Source organism: Nitrosospira briensis C-128 (genome assembly GCF_000619905.2).
Taxonomy (GTDB): Bacteria; Pseudomonadota; Gammaproteobacteria; order Burkholderiales; family Nitrosomonadaceae; genus Nitrosospira; species Nitrosospira briensis.
Map to the genome: position 1 here is coordinate 264351 of NZ_CP012371.1, position 18193 is coordinate 282543.

At 55.6% G+C, this 18193-nt stretch carries 17 protein-coding genes; 8 read left to right on the forward strand and 9 right to left on the reverse strand.

Features of this window, described 5'->3' with window-relative positions; all coding sequences use genetic code 11:
- Nucleotides 1-6 precede the first annotated feature (6 nt).
- Nucleotides 7-951 (forward strand): LysR family transcriptional regulator, encoded by a 945-nt coding sequence (locus tag F822_RS01235; protein ID WP_025039733.1) that lies wholly within the window; start codon nt 7-9, stop codon nt 949-951.
- A 661-nt stretch (nt 952-1612) separates the two neighbouring features.
- Here the strand turns inward: F822_RS01235 and F822_RS01240 are convergent.
- The 8 genes from F822_RS01240 to F822_RS01275 form a co-directional block, all read right to left on the reverse strand.
- Nucleotides 1613-2704 (reverse strand): protein-glutamate methylesterase/protein-glutamine glutaminase, encoded by a 1092-nt coding sequence (locus F822_RS01240; protein ID WP_025039732.1) that lies wholly within the window; start codon nt 2702-2704, stop codon nt 1613-1615.
- A gap of 66 nt (nt 2705-2770) precedes the next feature.
- Entirely contained in the window at nt 2771-3382 is a 612-nt protein-coding gene (gene cheD / locus F822_RS01245; RefSeq protein WP_025039731.1) for a chemoreceptor glutamine deamidase CheD, read from the reverse strand.
- On the reverse strand, nt 3375-4244 hold the full coding sequence (locus F822_RS01250; RefSeq protein WP_025039730.1) for a CheR family methyltransferase: 870 nt from the start codon (nt 4242-4244) through the stop codon (nt 3375-3377). The genes cheD and F822_RS01250 overlap by 8 nt, the downstream gene beginning before the upstream one ends.
- A 211-nt stretch (nt 4245-4455) precedes the next feature.
- The gene (locus F822_RS01255; protein WP_025039729.1) at nt 4456-6711 is read right to left on the reverse strand and encodes a methyl-accepting chemotaxis protein; all 2256 of its coding nucleotides are present in this window, start codon (nt 6709-6711) and stop codon (nt 4456-4458) included.
- 41 nt (nt 6712-6752) lie between these two features.
- Nucleotides 6753-7265, reverse strand: a complete 513-nt coding sequence (locus F822_RS01260) for a chemotaxis protein CheW (RefSeq protein WP_025039728.1) — start codon at nt 7263-7265, stop codon at nt 6753-6755.
- A gap of 77 nt (nt 7266-7342) precedes the next feature.
- Nucleotides 7343-9310 carry a chemotaxis protein CheW gene (locus F822_RS01265; RefSeq protein WP_025039727.1) on the reverse strand — a complete coding sequence of 656 codons (1968 nt, stop codon included), beginning with the start codon at nt 9308-9310 and terminating at the stop codon, nt 7343-7345.
- A 3-nt stretch (nt 9311-9313) separates the two neighbouring features.
- The gene (locus tag F822_RS01270) at nt 9314-9679 is read right to left on the reverse strand and encodes a response regulator (protein ID WP_025039726.1); all 366 of its coding nucleotides are present in this window, start codon (nt 9677-9679) and stop codon (nt 9314-9316) included.
- A gap of 18 nt (nt 9680-9697) precedes the next feature.
- Nucleotides 9698-10234: a hypothetical protein gene (locus tag F822_RS01275; RefSeq protein WP_025039725.1), complete on the reverse strand. Its 537-nt coding sequence runs from the start codon at nt 10232-10234 to the stop codon at nt 9698-9700.
- 472 nt (nt 10235-10706) lie between these two features.
- Between F822_RS01275 and F822_RS01280 the strand changes: the two genes are divergently transcribed.
- Nucleotides 10707-11069, forward strand: coding sequence for a response regulator (locus tag F822_RS01280; protein ID WP_025039724.1), 363 nt, complete (start codon nt 10707-10709; stop codon nt 11067-11069).
- Between the two features lie 218 nt (nt 11070-11287).
- Nucleotides 11288-11788 (forward strand): hypothetical protein, encoded by a 501-nt coding sequence (locus F822_RS01285; protein WP_025039723.1) that lies wholly within the window; start codon nt 11288-11290, stop codon nt 11786-11788.
- A 163-nt stretch (nt 11789-11951) separates the two neighbouring features.
- Here the strand turns inward: F822_RS01285 and F822_RS14700 are convergent, their stop codons facing one another.
- Nucleotides 11952-12665 (reverse strand): DUF3579 domain-containing protein, encoded by a 714-nt coding sequence (locus F822_RS14700; RefSeq protein WP_082204572.1) that lies wholly within the window; start codon nt 12663-12665, stop codon nt 11952-11954.
- Between the two features lie 365 nt (nt 12666-13030).
- Between F822_RS14700 and F822_RS01300 the strand changes: the two genes are divergently transcribed.
- The 5 genes from F822_RS01300 (at nt 13031) to F822_RS01320 (ending at nt 18172) form a co-directional block, all read left to right on the forward strand.
- Nucleotides 13031-13423, forward strand: a complete 393-nt coding sequence (locus F822_RS01300) for a thioredoxin family protein (RefSeq protein WP_331458269.1) — start codon at nt 13031-13033, stop codon at nt 13421-13423.
- A 470-nt stretch (nt 13424-13893) separates the two neighbouring features.
- On the forward strand, nt 13894-15459 hold the full coding sequence (locus F822_RS01305; RefSeq protein ID WP_156304315.1) for a sensor histidine kinase: 1566 nt from the start codon (nt 13894-13896) through the stop codon (nt 15457-15459).
- Nucleotides 15437-16063: a response regulator gene (locus tag F822_RS01310; RefSeq protein ID WP_025039719.1), complete on the forward strand. Its 627-nt coding sequence runs from the start codon at nt 15437-15439 to the stop codon at nt 16061-16063. The genes F822_RS01305 and F822_RS01310 overlap by 23 nt, the downstream gene beginning before the upstream one ends.
- Nucleotides 16064-16557: 494 nt before the next feature.
- On the forward strand, nt 16558-17724 hold the full coding sequence (locus F822_RS01315) for a flagellin (protein WP_025039718.1): 1167 nt from the start codon (nt 16558-16560) through the stop codon (nt 17722-17724).
- A 106-nt stretch (nt 17725-17830) separates the two neighbouring features.
- Nucleotides 17831-18172 carry a flagellar protein FlaG gene (locus F822_RS01320; RefSeq protein ID WP_025039717.1) on the forward strand — a complete coding sequence of 114 codons (342 nt, stop codon included), beginning with the start codon at nt 17831-17833 and terminating at the stop codon, nt 18170-18172.
- Nucleotides 18173-18193: the final 21 nt, after the last annotated feature.

Genomic DNA, 18193 nt, shown 5'->3' on the forward strand with positions numbered 1-18193 from the left:
GTTACGATGGCGCCTCATATCACCCTGGAGCAATGGCGATCATTGATCGCGGTCGTGGACGCTGGCGGATACGCCCAAGCGGCGGAAACGCTGTTCAAAAGTCAATCCGCCGTTACCTATGCGGTGCAAAAAATAGAATCCCTGCTTGGGGTGAAGGCGTTCGAGATTCAAGGGCGCAAGGCGATCCTCACGCCGACCGGACAGATGCTCTACCGGCGTGCACTGGCGCTGGTGGATGAGGCAAATGATCTGGAGCGGGCGGCCCACACGCTGTCGGCCGGCTGGGAAGCGGTCATACACATCGCCGCTGAAATCCTCTTTCCCTCTCGCCTGTTATTGGCTTGTCTAGAGCGTTTTGGCCAGGAAAGCCCCCGTACGCGGGTCGAGCTGATCGAATCCGTGATTGGCGGCACTTCGGATGCGCTACTCAAGGGGGAGGCGGATCTGGCGATTCTGCCGCAGCTGCCACCCGGATTTCTTGGCGATCTCTTGATGCGGATACGATTGCTCGCAGTGGCTCATGCCGATCATCCCTTGCATCATCATGGCCGGGAATTGACCTATCGGGACCTGCGCGCCTATCGCCATCTGGTAGTACGGGATTCGGGTGCCAAGCGCGATCAACGTGCGGTAACCGTCGAGGTGGATCAGCGCTGGACGGTGGGTCAGGTCGCCACGTCGATTCAGGCAGTCTGCATGGGATATGGCTTTGCCTGGCTGCCGGAGGAGCATATTCACGAGGAATTGCGAACAGGGATGCTCCGGCCACTGCCGTTGCGGGAAGGTGGGACGCGCGAGGTACCGCTCTACTTGGTTCTGGCCAATCCGGACTTTGCCGGTCCCGGGGCGAGACGTCTGGTGGAGATCATCAGGAAGTTGGTAGAAGAGGAATATGTATCTGAAGAATCAAAATCCTCAGTTCAATTGTACAGAGGTCTTTTCTCGAAATAATTTTTATAAATATTCAAGCTGAATATGAGTTTCGAGAAGGAAACTACTGTCGTTAGCTGAGATAGACCACGTATTTATGCCCTAAAATTCGCATTACAGAATAAACAGCAAGCCTGCATTATCAATACCTTACCGAGTCACCCCCGCGTCGTTGCTGGCTTTGCGTGCCGTCACTTATTGCACTGAAAACGAGGAGACCCCAATCCTTACGCCTGTCCATGATCTGCCAGAGAGCAGCCGACGGCGCCAACACACCATTTTAGCGACTCAAGCCTTAGTCAAGATGCGCTGGTGGAGGTCGTCTCAGAAAACGCAAAGTACGTTAAGCTGATGGCAGCGGCCGCAATGGCCGGAATTTTCCTAGCCTAATGGAGGTAAAGACATGATTCGCGCTTTAAAGCACGCTAAGCTCAGATGCCTCCAGACTATTCAACGTCCATCCCGCTACCGGGTCTGCGTCCTCTGCAGGATACCAAAGTGCCTTAACCGGGTTTTACGTTCCATTGCGCCCTAAACCCCAGCTTGCGCGGGCAAGGCTGCACCGTTCTGCGAAAAGCACGGCTCCGCTCTGCGCGGTCGCATTCAGCGTTGTTGCGCATCGGTTGCGAACCTCACAAGTTTTTGCCACTGATTTTCTTTACTTTGAAGAGGCAACCAAGGTTTATGAAGCTGCGTTACTACGCCGCCGCGCCGCCGCGCCGATGCCCAGCAACGTGAGCACGCGGCCGGCGATGGCGCCTAACGGCAGCTCTTCGTGAACGCCACCGGCGGCAATTGCTTCCTTCGGCATACCGTATACGACACACGTCGCTTCGTCCTGCGCAATGTTTCGCGCGCCCGCGTGCTTCATCTCGAGCATTGCTGTCGCGCCATCCTTGCCCATGCCGGTCAGCATGATACCGATGGCGTTGACGCCCACATATTGCGCGGCAGAGCGAAACAGCACCTCGACCGAAGGACGGTGGTGGTTCACCGGAGGCTCGTCGGAGAGCATGACGACATACTTCGCACCGCTCTTGCGCACCGAAAGGTGCCGATTACCTGGAGCAATGTAGGCGTGCCCCAGGATCGCTCGCTCACCGTGCTCAGCCTCCTTGACGTGGATCCGGCACAGGCTGTCGAGCCGCGCTGCGAACAATTTGGTGAACCCCTCGGGCATGTGTTGGGTGATCAGAATCGCCGGGCAGTCGGGCGGCATCTGCATCAGCACCTCCTTGATCGCTTCGGTACCGCCTGTCGAGGCGCCAATGATGATCAGCTTATCCGTCAGCACCATGCGGCTGGACGGCTTCGGCAGCAGCGCCCCGGTGTTCTGCTTCGGCATGATTGCGCACGTCGGGCGCTTTTGAATGCGGGCGATGGATGCGGCGCGGATTTTACCGGTAATTTCAAGTGCGTAATCCTGTAACCCTGCCACGATGTCGAGCTGGGGCTTCGAGACGAAGTCGACCGCGCCGAGCTCAAGCGCGCGCAATGCCGCATCCGAGCCCTGGTGGGTCAATGTCGACACCATGATGACCGGCATTGGCCGCAGCCGCATCAGCCGCTCCAGGAAATCGAGACCATCCATTTTTGGCATCTCGACATCGAGCGTCAATACGTCGGGTTCGAGGCTGCGAATCATCTCGCGCGCAGCGATGGGATCCCCGGCGGTTCCCACGACGCGCATGTCCGATTGACTGTCGATAATCCTGGTCAGCATTTTCCGGACCAGCGCCGAATCGTCTATGATCAAAACCTCGATTGGTTTCATGGTATTTGTTGATGCCTATTGGAGGTTGATATACCGCTTGCCTCAGCCATGTCAATTAGACCTGAATCAACTAAACAGCTCGATAACTCCGCCGATGCTTGCTTTTGGCAGGCGCAAACTATAGTTCTTTTCACGCTCGATGATCGCACTGTCGGGGAGATCGCGCAGCTTCTTGACTAACACTTTGCCGGTGCTCGGGAAGTAGTGAACCTTGCGTGGATAGATATCCACCAGATCGCGTGCGACGATGGGAATGTTTTCCGTTTCCAGAAACCCGAGTACGAACTCGGCGTTGCGTTCGCCCACGTTTGCCTCGATCAGCCCCGGCATTACGTTGCCCCCGCCGAAAACTTTAGCTTCGAGATTGGCTCGCCGCGCGCCTATCTTGATGATGTGATTGATCAGTATTTCCATCGCGTAGATCCCGTAGCGGGCCGACATGCTTGACGGGTCGTTTTCGTCTATGCGGCCATCCGGCAGCATAAAGTGGTTCATGCCCCCGATACCATTTTGCCTGTCGCGTATGCAGGCAGTCACGCACGAACCCAGCACCGTTGCCAGCAGCATGTTCTGGTCCGTTGCGTAGTATTCGCCAGGCAATACCCTGGCTGCTTCAGTCTCATATTTCCGGTCGAAATACAGATGGGTAGCCAGCGCTGCGTTGCTTCTTTCATCCATGCCGCACCTGTGTTCTTGCTGCCAGCTCGTATACGGTCTTGCCGCGCAGCTTGAACAGGTCGGTATGCTTGAGGAGACTTTCCGAGTGGCCGACAAACAGCAAACCATCACTCCTCAATAGCGGCGCGAATTTCTCGAGTATCCGGCGTTGCGTATCCTTGTCAAAATAGATCATCACATTGCGGCACATGATCGCATCGAATGGACCGCGCACGGGCCATTGCGCATCGAGCAGATTCAACTGCCGAAACGTGATCAGCTTGCGCAATGCGGGACGCACCTTGACGTTGCCGGCGTGGTTGCCATCACCGCGCAGAAAAAAGCGCCGTGTGCGCTCCGGCGTCAGCGATTCGATCCGCTCGAGGTCGTAGATGCCCGCGTCCGCCGTGGCCAGCACGTTGGTATCCACGTCGGTGGCAAGAATACGTGCCGATGGCGCGTCGTCATTCAGCGCTTCAACAACGGTCATGGCGATGGTATAGGGTTCCTCGCCGGTCGACGCGGCACAGCACCAGACCGTGAACGGCTCGCGGCACACGCGCCGTCGCTGCGCCAGATGTTTGGCGAGTATTGGAAAATGGTGCGCTTCGCGGTAGAACGACGTAAGGTTGGTGGTAAGCGCATTGGTAAACGCCTGCCACTCGTGGGCATCACCCGCTTCCAGTTGCCGCAGGTAATCGGCAAACGTCGTCAGGCCCTTTTCGCGCAGGCGCCGGGCGAGCCGGCTGTAAACCATGTCCTGCTTGCTTGCGGATAGCGAGATGCCGGCCCGCTCGTGGATCAATTTTCTGACGCGCTCGAAATCACGATCGGTGAAACTGTATTCGCGGACCTTGCGTTCTACGGCGTTCAAATTAGCCATATCGTTTGTGCCTGGTGTCCAAGACTTCTTTCGAATGGCGACCGCATGGGGCTTTAGTGGAAAAATTCGAACAGTGTGTTCGTCACCCGCCCCGTGCAGGAAAGCCGATGAGGCACCCCGCCACAAGCAGCGAGGTATTAACTGCGCTCTTACAATTCGCTGGCTTCAGCCAACCTTCGCCCCAAGAGGCGGGGAATTAAACCCGAGGAGATTAAAACTCGGTCCAATCGTCGTCGGTGCCGGTCTTGGCCTTGCGCGTAGCCGGCGCCTTGGGAAGCGCGTGCCGTTCACGGACTTTGACAGGCGCTCTGGCACTCGCCAACCGTTCGACATTATCGGCACGGTTCGGCCCGCGCCGCTCTACCGCAACCGGTGATTGCGCGTGATCCAGCCGGAAAATGCCTACTGCACCGCTCAGGGATTGCGTCTGCTCCTGTAGCGATTCGGCCGCTGCCGCTGCTTCTTCGACTAATGCCGCATTCTGCTGCGTCACTTCGTCCATCTGGGTAATCGCCTGGTTGACCTGCTTGATGCCGACGCTCTGTTCCTGGCTCGCCGCAGTGATCTCCGACATAATATCGGTCACACGCTTGATCGAACCGACGATTTCTTCCATCGTCTTGCCTGCCTGGTCAACCAGCTTGGTGCCCGAATCGACTTTCTCCACCGAATTGCTGATCAACGTCTTGATCTCTTTGGCCGCTTCCGCGCTTCTTTGTGCGAGATTTCTCACTTCCGACGCCACCACCGCAAAACCCCGACCCTGTTCCCCGGCGCGGGCCGCCTCAACGGCCGCGTTCAACGCCAGGATATTAGTCTGGAACGCAATGCCGTCAATGACACTGATGATGTCGACGATCTTCTTCGAAGCCTCGTTGATCGAACCCATCGTGTCCACCACTTGATCCACCACCAAGCCACCCTTGACCGCAACTTCGGAAGCCGACGCTGCGAGTTGGTTGGCTTGCTTTGCGTTCTCCGCATTTTGCTGCACCGTGCTGGTCAGCTGTTCCATGGAACTCGCTGTCTCCTGCAGGCTGGATGCCTGCTCTTCAGTGCGCTGCGACAGATCGGTGTTGCCTTGCGCGATTTCTTTCGATGCGGTGGCGATCGATTCTGTCGCTTCGTTGATCTGCCCGATGATCTGATGAAGTTGCATGACCGTCTTGTTCGTATCGTCTTTCAACCGCCCGAACATGCCTCTATAGTCGTTGGTGATCTTTTCCGTCAGATCTCCTGTCGATAATGCATCCAGCACCCGAACCACGTCGCCCAGGGCGGTTTCGTTGACCTGCATCAACTGGTTCAGTTCATCGATCATATGCTTGAATTCATACTGATACCTCGTTGCATCGCCGCGCCGGGTAAAGTCGCCGGCAACCGCCCCATCCACCAGGAGTTTGATGTCTCCGCTGATCGCCTGCAAACTGGCTTTGACCCCGTCTATGGCCTGTGTAATCCTGGCTTTATCTCCCGGCAGACGCTCCATGTCCACGGACAAATCGCCAAGGGCGTAGCGCGTAACCACGTCCACCACTTGCGTATTGACTGCAATATGCTCTGCAACCAGGTCATTGGCGGTTTTGGCCGCGTCGGCATAACTTCCTGAAAATTTGTCAACCGGAATACGGTAACTGATCATTCCGGCGTTATGCTGCTGCTGCATTTTATGTTCCTCGCCAATGAATTCTTTCAGTGTTGTAATCGTCTTTTGCATCGATCGGGTCAAGGCCGACAATTCATCGTTACCTGTGAGATCGATTTTGGTGTCCAGATTACCGGCTGCAACCTGCTCCATCGTTTTAACGGAGGAACCTATCGAGCGCATGATGCTTCTGATCAGTAGCGTGCTCAGGGCGATAATGAATAAAACACCCAGTACGATTACGGTAATCGTTACGGAGGAAAGGGTTGTGGAGTCACTTTGTGCAAGTGCGTATTCTTCGGCGGCAACCTTTGCCTGCAATTCGATCAACTGGAAGATGGTATCGTGCGCCGCCTCGAATTTTGGCGTGGCCTCTTTCGTCGTCATTTCCTTTGCGCTTGCAAAATTTCCCTGGACTGCCAGGCCGAGAACCGTATCTCGTATCGCTTGATAAGGCTTCCATTGCGCCTCGAAACGATCGATAAGTACCCTCTCTTCAGGTGTGATCTTCGTCGTCAGGTATTTCTTCATGCTCTCGCGTATTTCCGAATCCCGCTCCGCAGTCATCGCAGTACGCTTTTTCGCTTCCTCGATACTCTCGTAAGTGGTGGCCATCACTGCGTTGAGGCGTGAACGCTGCATACGATCCAGTATCGTCGCTATGTCCGCCAGCGGCTCAGTACGATCGAGGTAGACGCTTTGCAACCTGCTGTTCGATTGACCGATCCCATAGAGACCATAGCTGCCGATTGCAATGAGCAGCAACGATGCAACACTTGAGATAATAATCAGTTGTAATTTAATCGTCATATTCTTGAACATGAGATGCTCTCGAGAAAAGTTGAATGGAGTCTGTTGGTGAATTAGTGAATAATATTTTGGTCGGTCAGGCCGATTTCAGCGCTGCACATGAGCGCCTCGATATCCATCAGGATGAGCATGCGTTCATCGACTGTTCCCAGGCCGATGATGTAATCGGTATCCAGATTGGCGGCAAAGTCCGGTGCCGGCTTGATCTGTTCGGCGGCAAGCGTGATCACGTCTGAAACGCCGTCGACCACGATCCCCATCACCCGCCCCGATACGTTCAGTATGATCACCACCGTGAACTCGTTGTATTCAACGGTGCCAAGATTGAATTTAATGCGCATGTCGATGATCGGCACGATGATGCCACGTAGATTGACGACACCCTTGATGAACTCGGGCGCATTGGCGATGTGGGTGACGGCGTCATAACCGCGGATCTCCTGCACCTTGAGTATCTCGATACCGTATTCTTCTTTGCCGAGCCGGAAGGTGAGAAATTCGTTGGCCATCCGGCCGGCGCTTGCGCCGTCCGGCTTTATGGGTGCTTCGGTTGGCGGTTTCGGCATTTTTTCATACTCCCGTTGTTGGATTGATTAATGGTCTTACGGTTACACCAGGCTGGCACTTCAGCAGTGCTGGCGTATTATTTTGCCGTAAAGCCGACGAGGGCCGCGACGTCGAGTATCAGCGCCACTTTGCCGTCGCCCATGATGGTGGCCCCTGATACGCCCTGTACCTTGCGAAAGTTGCTCTCGAGGCTTTTGATGACGACTTGATGCTGGCCTACCAGCGCATCGACAAACATTGCCGATTTTCGCCCCTCGTTTTCAAGAATCACGACCATGCCCTGATGCACGTCGGCTGCCTCCGGCCGCAGGTTGAATACTTCATGCAGCGAGAGCAGCGGCAGGTATTCGCCGCGTACCCGGACCACCTTCCCTTTGCCACCGACAGTCTTGACATCGGCGGCTGTTGGCCGCAACGATTCGATGATGTAGGCCAGGGGAATAATGAACACTTCCTTCCCCACTGCCACCGACATGCCGTCAAGTATGGCGAGCGTCAGCGGCAGGCGGATTGAAATGCAGGTTCCGGCGCCCAGCCTGGAATTGATTTCCACGTTTCCGCTCATCTCGCGGATATTACGGCGCACAACATCCATGCCGACCCCGCGTCCGGAAACATCGGTGATTTTTTCCGCCGTTGAAAAGCCGGCATCGAAAATCAATTGAAAAACTTCCTGGTCGGTCATCGAGTCGGATGCGCTCGCGCCACGCTCGCGCGCCTTCGAAAGCAGGCGCTCCCGATCGAGTCCGGCGCCATCATCGCTGACCTCGATCATGACACTTCCACCTCGATGAAACGCGCGTAACGTGATCGTTCCCTTTGCCGGCTTGCCGACGGCTTCGCGTGCCGCAGGCAGTTCGATGCCATGGTCCAGGCTGTTGCGCACAAGGTGCGTAAGCGGATCTACAATGCGCTCGATCAGTCCCTTGTCGAGTTCGGTTCCCTCGCCCTCGGTTTTCAATTCCACCTGCTTGCCGAGCTTGTCCGCAAGATCGCGAACCACGCGCGGAAAACGCCCGAAGACGAACGACATCGGCAGCATCCGGATCGACATCGCCGATTCCTGCAAATCGCGGGTATTACGTTCAAGCTGGGATAGCGCTTGATGGAGCCTCGGATCGGAGCGGGATGCGGCCTGCGCGACCATCGCCTGCGTGATGACGAGTTCCCCGACGAGATTGATAAGCTGATCCACCTTCTGCACGCTGACGCGAATCGACGAGGCATCGGGCGCGGCGTGAGTGCCTTCGGGCCTGGTTCCGTTCTTCGATTCGCTGACCTTTGTTTCGCTTGAGCTCGCTGCTGCGGCTTCAGGCAGGTTTGCCGGAAGCATCTCGGCAGGAACAAAAAGGCCGAAATCATTTTCCTCCATCGTCGAGGATGGCGGGACCAATACTGCTGGCGGAGCTTCGCTGTCGCCGGTCTGGAACCGGCCCGCCGACGTCTGGATGGAAATCCCGGCGGTAATGGCTGATGAATTCTTCTCGACGTTCTTTTTCGTCTTGCGTTTCCTGATCCCGGTTTCCGGCAACGCGGCGCTGATCTTCTCCTCTGCCTGGGATGGTGCAATCGATGCTGCAGGCGTGGCTTCAATACTGCTGGCCTTGGCACGACTTGCGGCGGTCTTTGCGGGAATTTTATCGGCAGTGGGGGCTTTCACTTCCAGAAACAGCCGCAGCTTCACGCAAAGACCAGCCACTTCTACTTGGGGTACATCGTCACGCTCACCCTTGCGCACCGCCAGCATCATCCGCAGCAAATCGCCGGAAGTGAGAAAAACATCGACCAATTCTTTGGACAGCGGCATCTGGCCCTTGCGCACCCGGTCAAAAACCGTCTCCATTTCGTGGGTGAGTTCCGTAATGTCCTTGAAGCCGAACATCGCCGCGCCGCCCTTGATCGAGTGGGCAGCGCGAAAGACAGCATTCAATTGCTCTGTGTCGGGTGCGTTCGCATTGATGCCGAGCAGCAATGACTCCATTCCGTCAAGGTGCTCGGTAGCCTCGTCGAAGAACACATCATGAAACTCGGAGAGATCGTCCATGGGCTACCCTATGACCTTTCGTACTACATCGAGCAATCGGGTGGGGTCAAAGGGCTTTACCAGCCATCCCGTCGCACCGGCGGCGCGTCCCTTCGATTTCATTTCGTCGCTCGACTCTGTGGTGAGCATTAGAATTGGCACCGTCTGATAGTTTGCCAACTCGCGCAGGGAATGGATAAGCGCGAGTCCGTCCATGCGCGGCATGTTTTGGTCGGTGAGCACGAGGTTCACCTGGTACTTGAGCGCTTTCTCCAATCCGTCCTGGCCATCCACTGCCTCGACCACGTCGTAACCCCCGCCTCGTAGGGTGAACAAGACCATTTTCCGGATCGATGCCGAGTCATCCACGGCGAGTATCGTTTTTGCCATCCCTTTTACTCCTTGGGCCTAGAAAAGTTCCACCGCGCCGACTGTCATTACTGCCTGGCCCACCGGGTTATGGCCCCGGTCGGTACAAGCTTTCCGTATTGCATGATCCAGGTCCTTTATCGTGGTGTCGGGCAATTGTTCGAGCTGCTCAGCCATTCGCTCGAGAAATTCGATGCGCCGCCGCGTGTGCGCGAGAATCTGTGATGCAATGTCGTGAAACTGTAGCGCCGTCATCGCCTCGTTGATACTGTCTTCAATATCTGCGGTGAACCCAGCCGGTTTGCACTGACCTGCGTGAGTAGCGCCGAGCGCGGCAGCAGGGGCGGTCTTCGCGCTGTCGAATACGTCGTCAGCCGCAGGCTGCAAGTGACGTGCGGAATATGCACGAATTGCTTCAAAGCTCGACATCAGGCGGGTCACCGCCTCGCTCAGTATTGCCTGGAGTTGATCGAGTTCAGCACGCACGCCGCTCGTCTCCGCGCCATGCGCCTGCATATATCGCAGCACGAATGACCGCACGTTGACTACAGCCGCATTGTCGTAGTCTGTTCCCACTTAACACTCCTTATTACAAACAGTTCAGGCCGTGATTTCAGTCCGTCGCGTGTTCTACGGTCAACTCTGGCGAAACTTGAAGAGAACGGCCAGACTCGGCGGTTCGTCGTCTTGCCGGCTACAGGCGACTCTGCCGATGCGCTGATAAAGACCCGTTGTGACGATTGTGGTGGGCACCGTCGCACATTCGTAACGTCGATGCACCCGACCATGTGACGCCAACTGTCCAATGGCAGCAATGGTCTCGCTCTACCAACCGCCAATCCGAAAATAAGACGCGGTTTTGTGAAGTATCTACGGTACCGAATACGGACTGATTGCGGTGTGGGCCAACGAATTGACGCCGCTCATCTAAAGTTGGGCTGCAGGCAACCGTTAAGGTAGCGATGAAGTGAATGGCCTGTTGCTTGGACTGCTTGAGCCGCGGTACGAATTGCAGATGCAACCAAAACTGTAGAACGATGGGGTGGTCATGCGAATTATGGTTGTAGACGACAGCAGAGCGATGCGAATGATCGTGATACGGACGCTCAGGCTCGCGGGTTTTCGTGGTCACACGTTTCTGGAAGCGAGCGATGGTGACGAAGCACTTGCAGCCATTACCGCCGATCCGCCGGATCTCGTGCTGTCCGACTGGAACATGCCGAAGCTTTCGGGCATCGATCTTCTCAGGGGAATCAACGCCGCCGGTTGCAAAGTGAAGTTCGGCTTCGTTACATCGGAATCCACGCCACAGATGCGCAAAATATCGGGTGCCGAAGGTGCGCTGTTTCTGATCGCCAAACCGTTTAACGAAGATACATTCAGGGAAGTTCTCGAACGATACGTTTGTTGACACCGTTAACAGCCTGTCGGACTTGAAGAATCGTAGCGAAAAAGTGACTGGCTGAGGACAGATTTTGAGGATTTTGAAGACCAATAGTTATTCTATTGGTCGAAAAAGCAGCGAAATATGAACCAGCCAGACGCTTTTGCAGCCGATTTCCTTTAAAGTCCTATAGGCTGTTAGGCGTGACAGGAACACCGCCGTCCGGCTCACAGGAAGAATCAATAATGCCAATAGAATCACCAAATTTATCCATGCGACTCCCGCCCGCGCAGGCCGTCGCCCGCATGCTCGGCGAACTGATCGGGCGAGAGGTGCAAGCGAAAGTGGTGCCGGCCAATCCCGTCGCACCCGGTACCCAGATCGCTGCCGCATATGTTGGAGAATGCCAGGGCCTGCAGGTCGTGATCCGCTGCGATTTGGCGTTGGGCGGCAGCCTCGGGGCGGCGCTGATGGTGGTGCCGGTAGCGCGGGTGAACGAATGCATCAAGGCAAAATGCCTTGATGAGGACCTGGCTGCGAATCTGTACGAGGTATTCAACGTGCTGGCGGCCGTATTTCCACAAAATGGCGCACCCAGAATCATTCTTCATGGGTTGCACTGCGGTGCGGATATTCCTGCGGAAGTGAGGGCGGTTCTGGCTAATCCCCTTGGGCGGCTCGATTTGGAAATCGACGTTGCAGGGTACCTTTCCGGTAATCTCGCGATCCTGGTTCGCGGATTGTGAGCTGTATTATACGGAGCAATGGTGGCGCAGGCTCGTTGAGCGCTTGAACGGAGACTGATGCTTCGCATACTGGATCCGACCGCGGATCACCTGTCCGATTGCTGACCCATGCAGCGTTCTCTCTCCAGAATGTTGCACTTGGTTTTTGAGCGCCAGCGCTTTCTCAGGTCTCTCCCTCTTTTATTTTTTTCAAATTCACCCCCCCTCGACAACTCGAAAACCTGTCCAGCGTGATAAGCTCGTTATCACACGCGAAACATCGGACGAAATCCCAGGCGCAAGGCTCGAGGCTGCGCAAGCTCAGGTCGACGATCACGCAAAGGATGCCGGAAATGATAGCGGGCCGAACAAGGAGAGAACAGTCAAAACGGGGGCGGGCGGCAAAATGCTCGCGAGAGGGCGTTATCGCGTCCGAGTGCAGTATCGCTGCTACGCCGCATAACCGTTCAGCCCAGTCGCTGGGGCGAAAGGTCGAACCATCTCGACGGATGCCCTTGATCAGCAGTTCATTGACACCAGGGCGGTTATGCGGGGAGGGGCAAATAGAAAGCGCATCGTTAGTGCGCGTCGGCGACGCTTGGGGCAACCGGAAAGCGACACGGCCACCCCCCCTCGAAATCTCGAGCCGAGGTTCGATAGAGCGAACGGACAGGATGGATGGGTTCGTGCGTCCCAAGTGATAATGATGCTTGACTCGGGAGCGAGCTGCACGCAGCAAATTGAATTTCGCGCCATGACGATGCTCTTGCGCAAGAGCATGACCGCTGCCTTTGCAACCCTCGCCACCTTCACTACCGTGTAGCGGCGGGTGCCGCCGCCTCCTTCCTGCCGCGATTTCCAACGAATGTGGTTGCAAGTGACGGGTCTCGGTAAGCATATGAACCTCCACAGTAGTGTAGTGGATGGAAACCCCGGACCCTCCTTTTGCCTGGCCTAGCTCACCGGAAAGGACCCGGTTGCACTGGAAAACTCGCTGCGGCTTGAATTTTATAATTGTCGGCGTTAATGTCTGATCCTTGGGTGGTTTAAGAAATGCTGAAACTTGAAACGGTGGCAGCGGAATTACTCAGTTGTAATCTAGCATGCCGAGCGTGATAAAATTGTCATTATCGTGTGAAGAATTTATGCAAGGTTAAGAATTCATGCCAAATTACACCCACAGGAATGCAGAAGATCAGGCACGATTGATATGCCGTGCTTGTACATTCGATTCATGATATATGAGCTGCCATTGTCGTAGCGATGACCGAGCATCATCCGGCGCGGCAGACGGCCTGTGCACCTGAAGCGGACTATAATTTGGGCATGAACAACGCCTATGCAGCCATTGAGCCGCCGCGTGCCGAGATCGATTCACTCGAAGCGCCCGTTCTCATGGAGTTTGGCACTCCGTGGTGCAGATACTGCCGTGCCGCCCAACCGCTGATTGCTTCGGCCTTTTCCAACCATCCTTCCATACGTCATATCAAGATCGAAGATGGCAAGGGTCGTCCGCTTGGGCGTTCCTTTAGAGTAAAATTCTGGCCAACTTTGATCTTTCTGCACCACGGGAAGGAGATCGCCCGCCTGGTTCGGCCTGTCGATTCTGTCGCGATCAGCAAAGCCCTGGATGAGCTGGCAGCCTGTCGGACTTGAAGAATCGCAGCGAAAAAGTGACTGGGTGAGGGCAGATTTTGAGGATTTTGAAGGCCAATATTCTATTGGACGAAAAAGCGGCGAAATATGAGCCAGCTAAAGGGTTTTGCAGCCGATTTCCTTTAAGTCCGACAGGCTGCTGGATAAGGTATCGTGAAGCCTGCTTTCCTGGGTGCACCCGGTCATCCGCACCCCGACAGGGAGTAACATTGTTATTTAGATAGGGAGCAAGCTGTATTGGGTAGCACAACCCATCAATGTTGATAAATGCTGTAAGCTTACAGTTCGGCTCAATCTAAAAAATACCAATGGTTACTCCATTTTGATGGGTTGCGCTACGCTTCATCCATCCTACCCGAAGCTTGTGGCGGCATATCTTCCATTTTTTTCCTTTCCACATAGTGATAAGCTCCCATAATGTTTGAATAATTCAGCTAAACACTCTTCCTGTTTCAAAACCTGATTCAAGCATGAGTCCTCCCATTTCCCGGTTTTCCCATCTCGACGCCGCGGTGTATCTGCTCGATGCCGATACGCTCAGGTGCGAATACGCCAATGTAGCGGCCCAACGAGATTTGCAATATTCGATGGCTGAATTATGCGAACTCATGCCGCGCGATGATGTCCCGGGCTTCGCAGCAGAAAGCCTATGGTCCATGCAGTCTCCGTTGCTTACAGGGGAAAAGCGAGAGGTGAAGGGCAAGACATACTTCAGGCGCAAGGACGGCGCTACTTTTCCGGTAGCGGTACGTTTGCACTTATGGCAAGGCGCCGGCAAATCGTTGCTTATCATGCTTGCCAACGATATCACCAGGCACTTCACTGGCGAAATCAGCGGTCAGGTTGTACAAGGGAAGAAGCCAGAGGGATCGGGGCAGGCAGGAAGGGGAGAAGCGTATCCGCCGGCTGTCATTTCAAATGCCCCAGGCATGGTATTCCAATATGTTCTGCATGAGGATGGCAATCACTCAATGCCATTCGTCAGCGACCAGTGTGTGAATCTGCTTGATATCGCAGTCAAGGAATTGCAAGCGAACCCCGCGCTGCTGCTGGATCTTGTGCTGCCGGGCGAGGACCGCGAGAGCCTGCGCCAATCAAGGGCGCACTCAGCCGTCAGCCTGACGACATGGAACTGGGAAGGCCGCCTGTGGATTGAGTCGTACCGTGATACAAAATGGGTCAGCCTGCGAGCCAGCCCGCGCCGGGAACCGGGAGTCGGTGTAATTTGGGAAGGAATCATCATCAACGTTACCCAAAGCAGGCGCAGGGAGACGGAGCTCAAGGAATCGCACGAACGCCTGAAGGAAGTATCATCCCACGTCATGGCGGCTCGGGAACACGAGCGCATCCGCATCGCCCGTGAAATTCATGATGACCTGGGCGGCAATCTCACGGCGATCAAGATCGACCTCGACTGGCTGGCACGGCATGCAGGGGAGGGCGGCAGTGACGGCAGGAAGGAAGGTGCGGCCTTGCAGGCAAAAGTCCGTACCGTATCTCACATGGTGGATCGTACGATGCATTCGATACAGCGCATCTGCCGTGATTTGCGCCCCGGTATCATGGATTTCGGCATTGTTGCAGCGATCGAGTGGGAATCGGGCGAATTTGCCAAACGGCTCGGCATCCCGTGCGAGGTGGTGTGCGCTGAACAGGATATCGACCTGGAGCCGGATATCGCGGTTGCCGTGTTCCGTATTTTTCAGGAAGCCCTCACCAATATCAGCAAGCATGCGCATGCTTCATGTGTCTGGGTAAACCTGCATGCAGCTCAGGGGCAACTGGAACTGGAGGTGCGCGATAACGGTTGCGGCATTATGCTGCCGGATCGCATGAAGCTTGATTCGTTCGGCATTCGCGGCATGATCGAGCGTGCCCGCCTTCTCGACGGAAAACTGACCGTCGGCGGGGGCAGAAACAAGGCACAACGGTGCTTTTATCAATTCCGCTCGTGCCGGGACCCGGCGACCCGGTTACGGAATCAGTCATCCCGATATCGAAGGCGCGGCGGTCATGAATGTACTGATCGTCGATGACCATGCCATCGTACGTCAGGGTCTGAGGCAGATCCTGCTGGAGAGCGGCAAGGTCATGCTTATCGGGGAAGCGGATTGCGGGTCGGAAGCCATGCGGCAAGTACGCGAGGGCGACTGGAACGTTGTCGTGCTGGATATATCGCTGCCGGACAGGAATGGCATCGAAGTCCTGAAGCACATCAAGAAGGAACATCCTGGAATTCGCGTGCTCATGCTCAGCATGCATGAGGAAGGTTTATATGCCATTCGGGCGCTAAAAGCGGGTGCATCCGGCTATATCACCAAGCAAAGCGCCCCGAGCGAGTTGATGGCTGCTATTCACCAGGTCTCGAGGGGTCGCAAATATCTTACGACAAGCCTGGCCGAGGCGATGGCGGACAACCTCGGCGCCGACCACGACCGGCCGCCTCATGAAGCATTGTCCGACAGGGAATATCAGACGCTATGCCTGATCGCCTCGGGTAAAAGCCTTACCGATACGGCTGATGAAATGTGCCTGTCTGTCAAGACTGTCAGCGTGTATCGCAGCCGTCTGCTGGAAAAGATGAAGCTCAAGAACAACGCCGAGTTGACCCACTACGCAATCAAGAACGGCCTGGCCTGAATCCGGGCCGGATTCAGGAGATATATTTCTTCCGGCCCACCTGTCCCATCTATCTGCCAGTCTATTTATCATAGGGACTCCTCGCTCCCATCGTATCAGGACTTATAGCGCCCCGAACACTGCACTCGCAGGGTAAAGTTTCGATATAAGACATAGATCAGCCGTTGATCGGCGAATCGCGCACGCTCTCCTCCACTTATCATGTGTAATTCGGCAGTGGATTCCTGCTTGCGAAAGACTATACCGAAAGACTTGCTCGCTCCTTGATCGTAATGACTTGCCCGGGGAAAAATGGCTATCCATTTTTTCACTCCAAATCTATCCACAGGAATAAAAATATCGCGCCAAGAAAAACTTGACGAACCGGCTAAATGTTTTTCGTGACCCTCCGTTAATAAGCATAACAGCGGTTGATCAGCCTCGTGTAAGCGAGGCAAACCAAAGTTAACGCCATACGGCGTAATCCATAACATAGTCTAGTCAAGGAGATTCACATGGCTGCAATTATCAACACCAACGTGATTGCATTGAATGCGCAACGCAATCTTAACAGTTCACAAAACGCGCTTGCCACGACGCTGCAACGTTTGTCCTCGGGCCTGCGTATCAACAGCGCCAAGGACGATGCCGCAGGACTGGCGATTTCCGAGCGCATGACGTCGCAGATCCGTGGCCTGAACCAGGCTGTCCGCAATGCCAACGACGGTATCTCGATGTCGCAGACCGCCGAAGGCGCACTGGGCGAGATCGGCAATAACCTGCAACGCATCCGCGAGCTGGCCGTGCAATCGAGCAATGCGAGCAACAGCGTAAGCGACCGCACAGCGCTCAACAATGAAGTGCAGCAGCTCAAATCCGAAATCGACCGGGTAGCTTCAACGACCGCGTTCAACGGCATCAAACTGCTCGATGGCACGTTTACCAATCAGGCATTCCAGGTCGGTGCCAACGTGGGTGAAACCATTTCCATCACCAGCCTGGTCAATGCACAAAGCTCGTCCCTGGGTACCAGCACCACTACCACCGCCAATGTAACCGGCATTGCCGCAACCGCGTTCACGGCTCCAGCGGATAACATCGTCGCGGGCGACCTCAAAATCAACGGTGTAAGCGTAGGCGCCATTACCGCCGGTGGTGGCGCTCCCGCTCAGGGAGCAGCCGTCGCGGCGGCCATCAACCTGGTGTCGGGTACAAGCAACGTTACCGCCACAGCCGATGCTGCTGGCCTGGTGACGCTGACCAACACTTCAGGTAGCACCACAATTGTGACCATGACCGGCACAGCCACCACGGCGCGGACCGGCCTGACAGCCGCAACTACGGCAGTCACGACCGCCAGCGTCGTTGGTTTTGCGGGAGTGAACATCAGCACCACTGCGGGGGCTCAAAATGCCATTTCCTCGATGGATTCGGCACTGAGCGCGCTTAACGCAGCACGTGCCGACCTGGGTGCGTATCAGAACCGCTTCTCGTCGGCAGTCTCGAACCTGCAAACCACCGCGGAGAATCTGGCTGCCTCCCGCAGCCGTATCGTCGATACCGATTTTGCCGCCGAAACCGCTACTCTTTCGCGGAACCAGGTATTGCAACAAGCAGGCACGGCGATGCTTGCCCAGGCCAATGCACTTCCGCAGAGCGTGCTTGCGCTGCTGAGAGGCTAACAGGAATTATCGGATTTTCGATAAGCAAAATTGACTCAAAGTTTGTTGCGAAGGAATCCGGGGCCCCGCCCCGGGTTTCCTTTTTCAATCCCTTTCGGAATCCCCCATGGAAATCAAGCACATTGGAACTGGCAGTCAAGCCGCGGTTGTCTCCGTAAATTCGCTGGAACGCAACCCGATGCCAGCGTCCGGCGATGTACAAAACCGCCTGGACCGTGCGCTATCGCCGGCAAATGTGCAACCGGTAAAGGAAATGGCGCAGGAAATCGGCCAGCCAGCCATCTCGACGCTGGAATTCAGCATTGACGCCGAGAGCGACAAGGTGGTGGTAAAGATCATCGATAGCACAACACGGGAACTAGTGCGGCAGATCCCCATGGAGGAGATGCTGGCCCTGGCCAAGGCACTGGGCCGTTTAAAAGGCCTGCTGTTGAACACGAAAGTTTAACCGGCCTCCGAGGCCAGAATT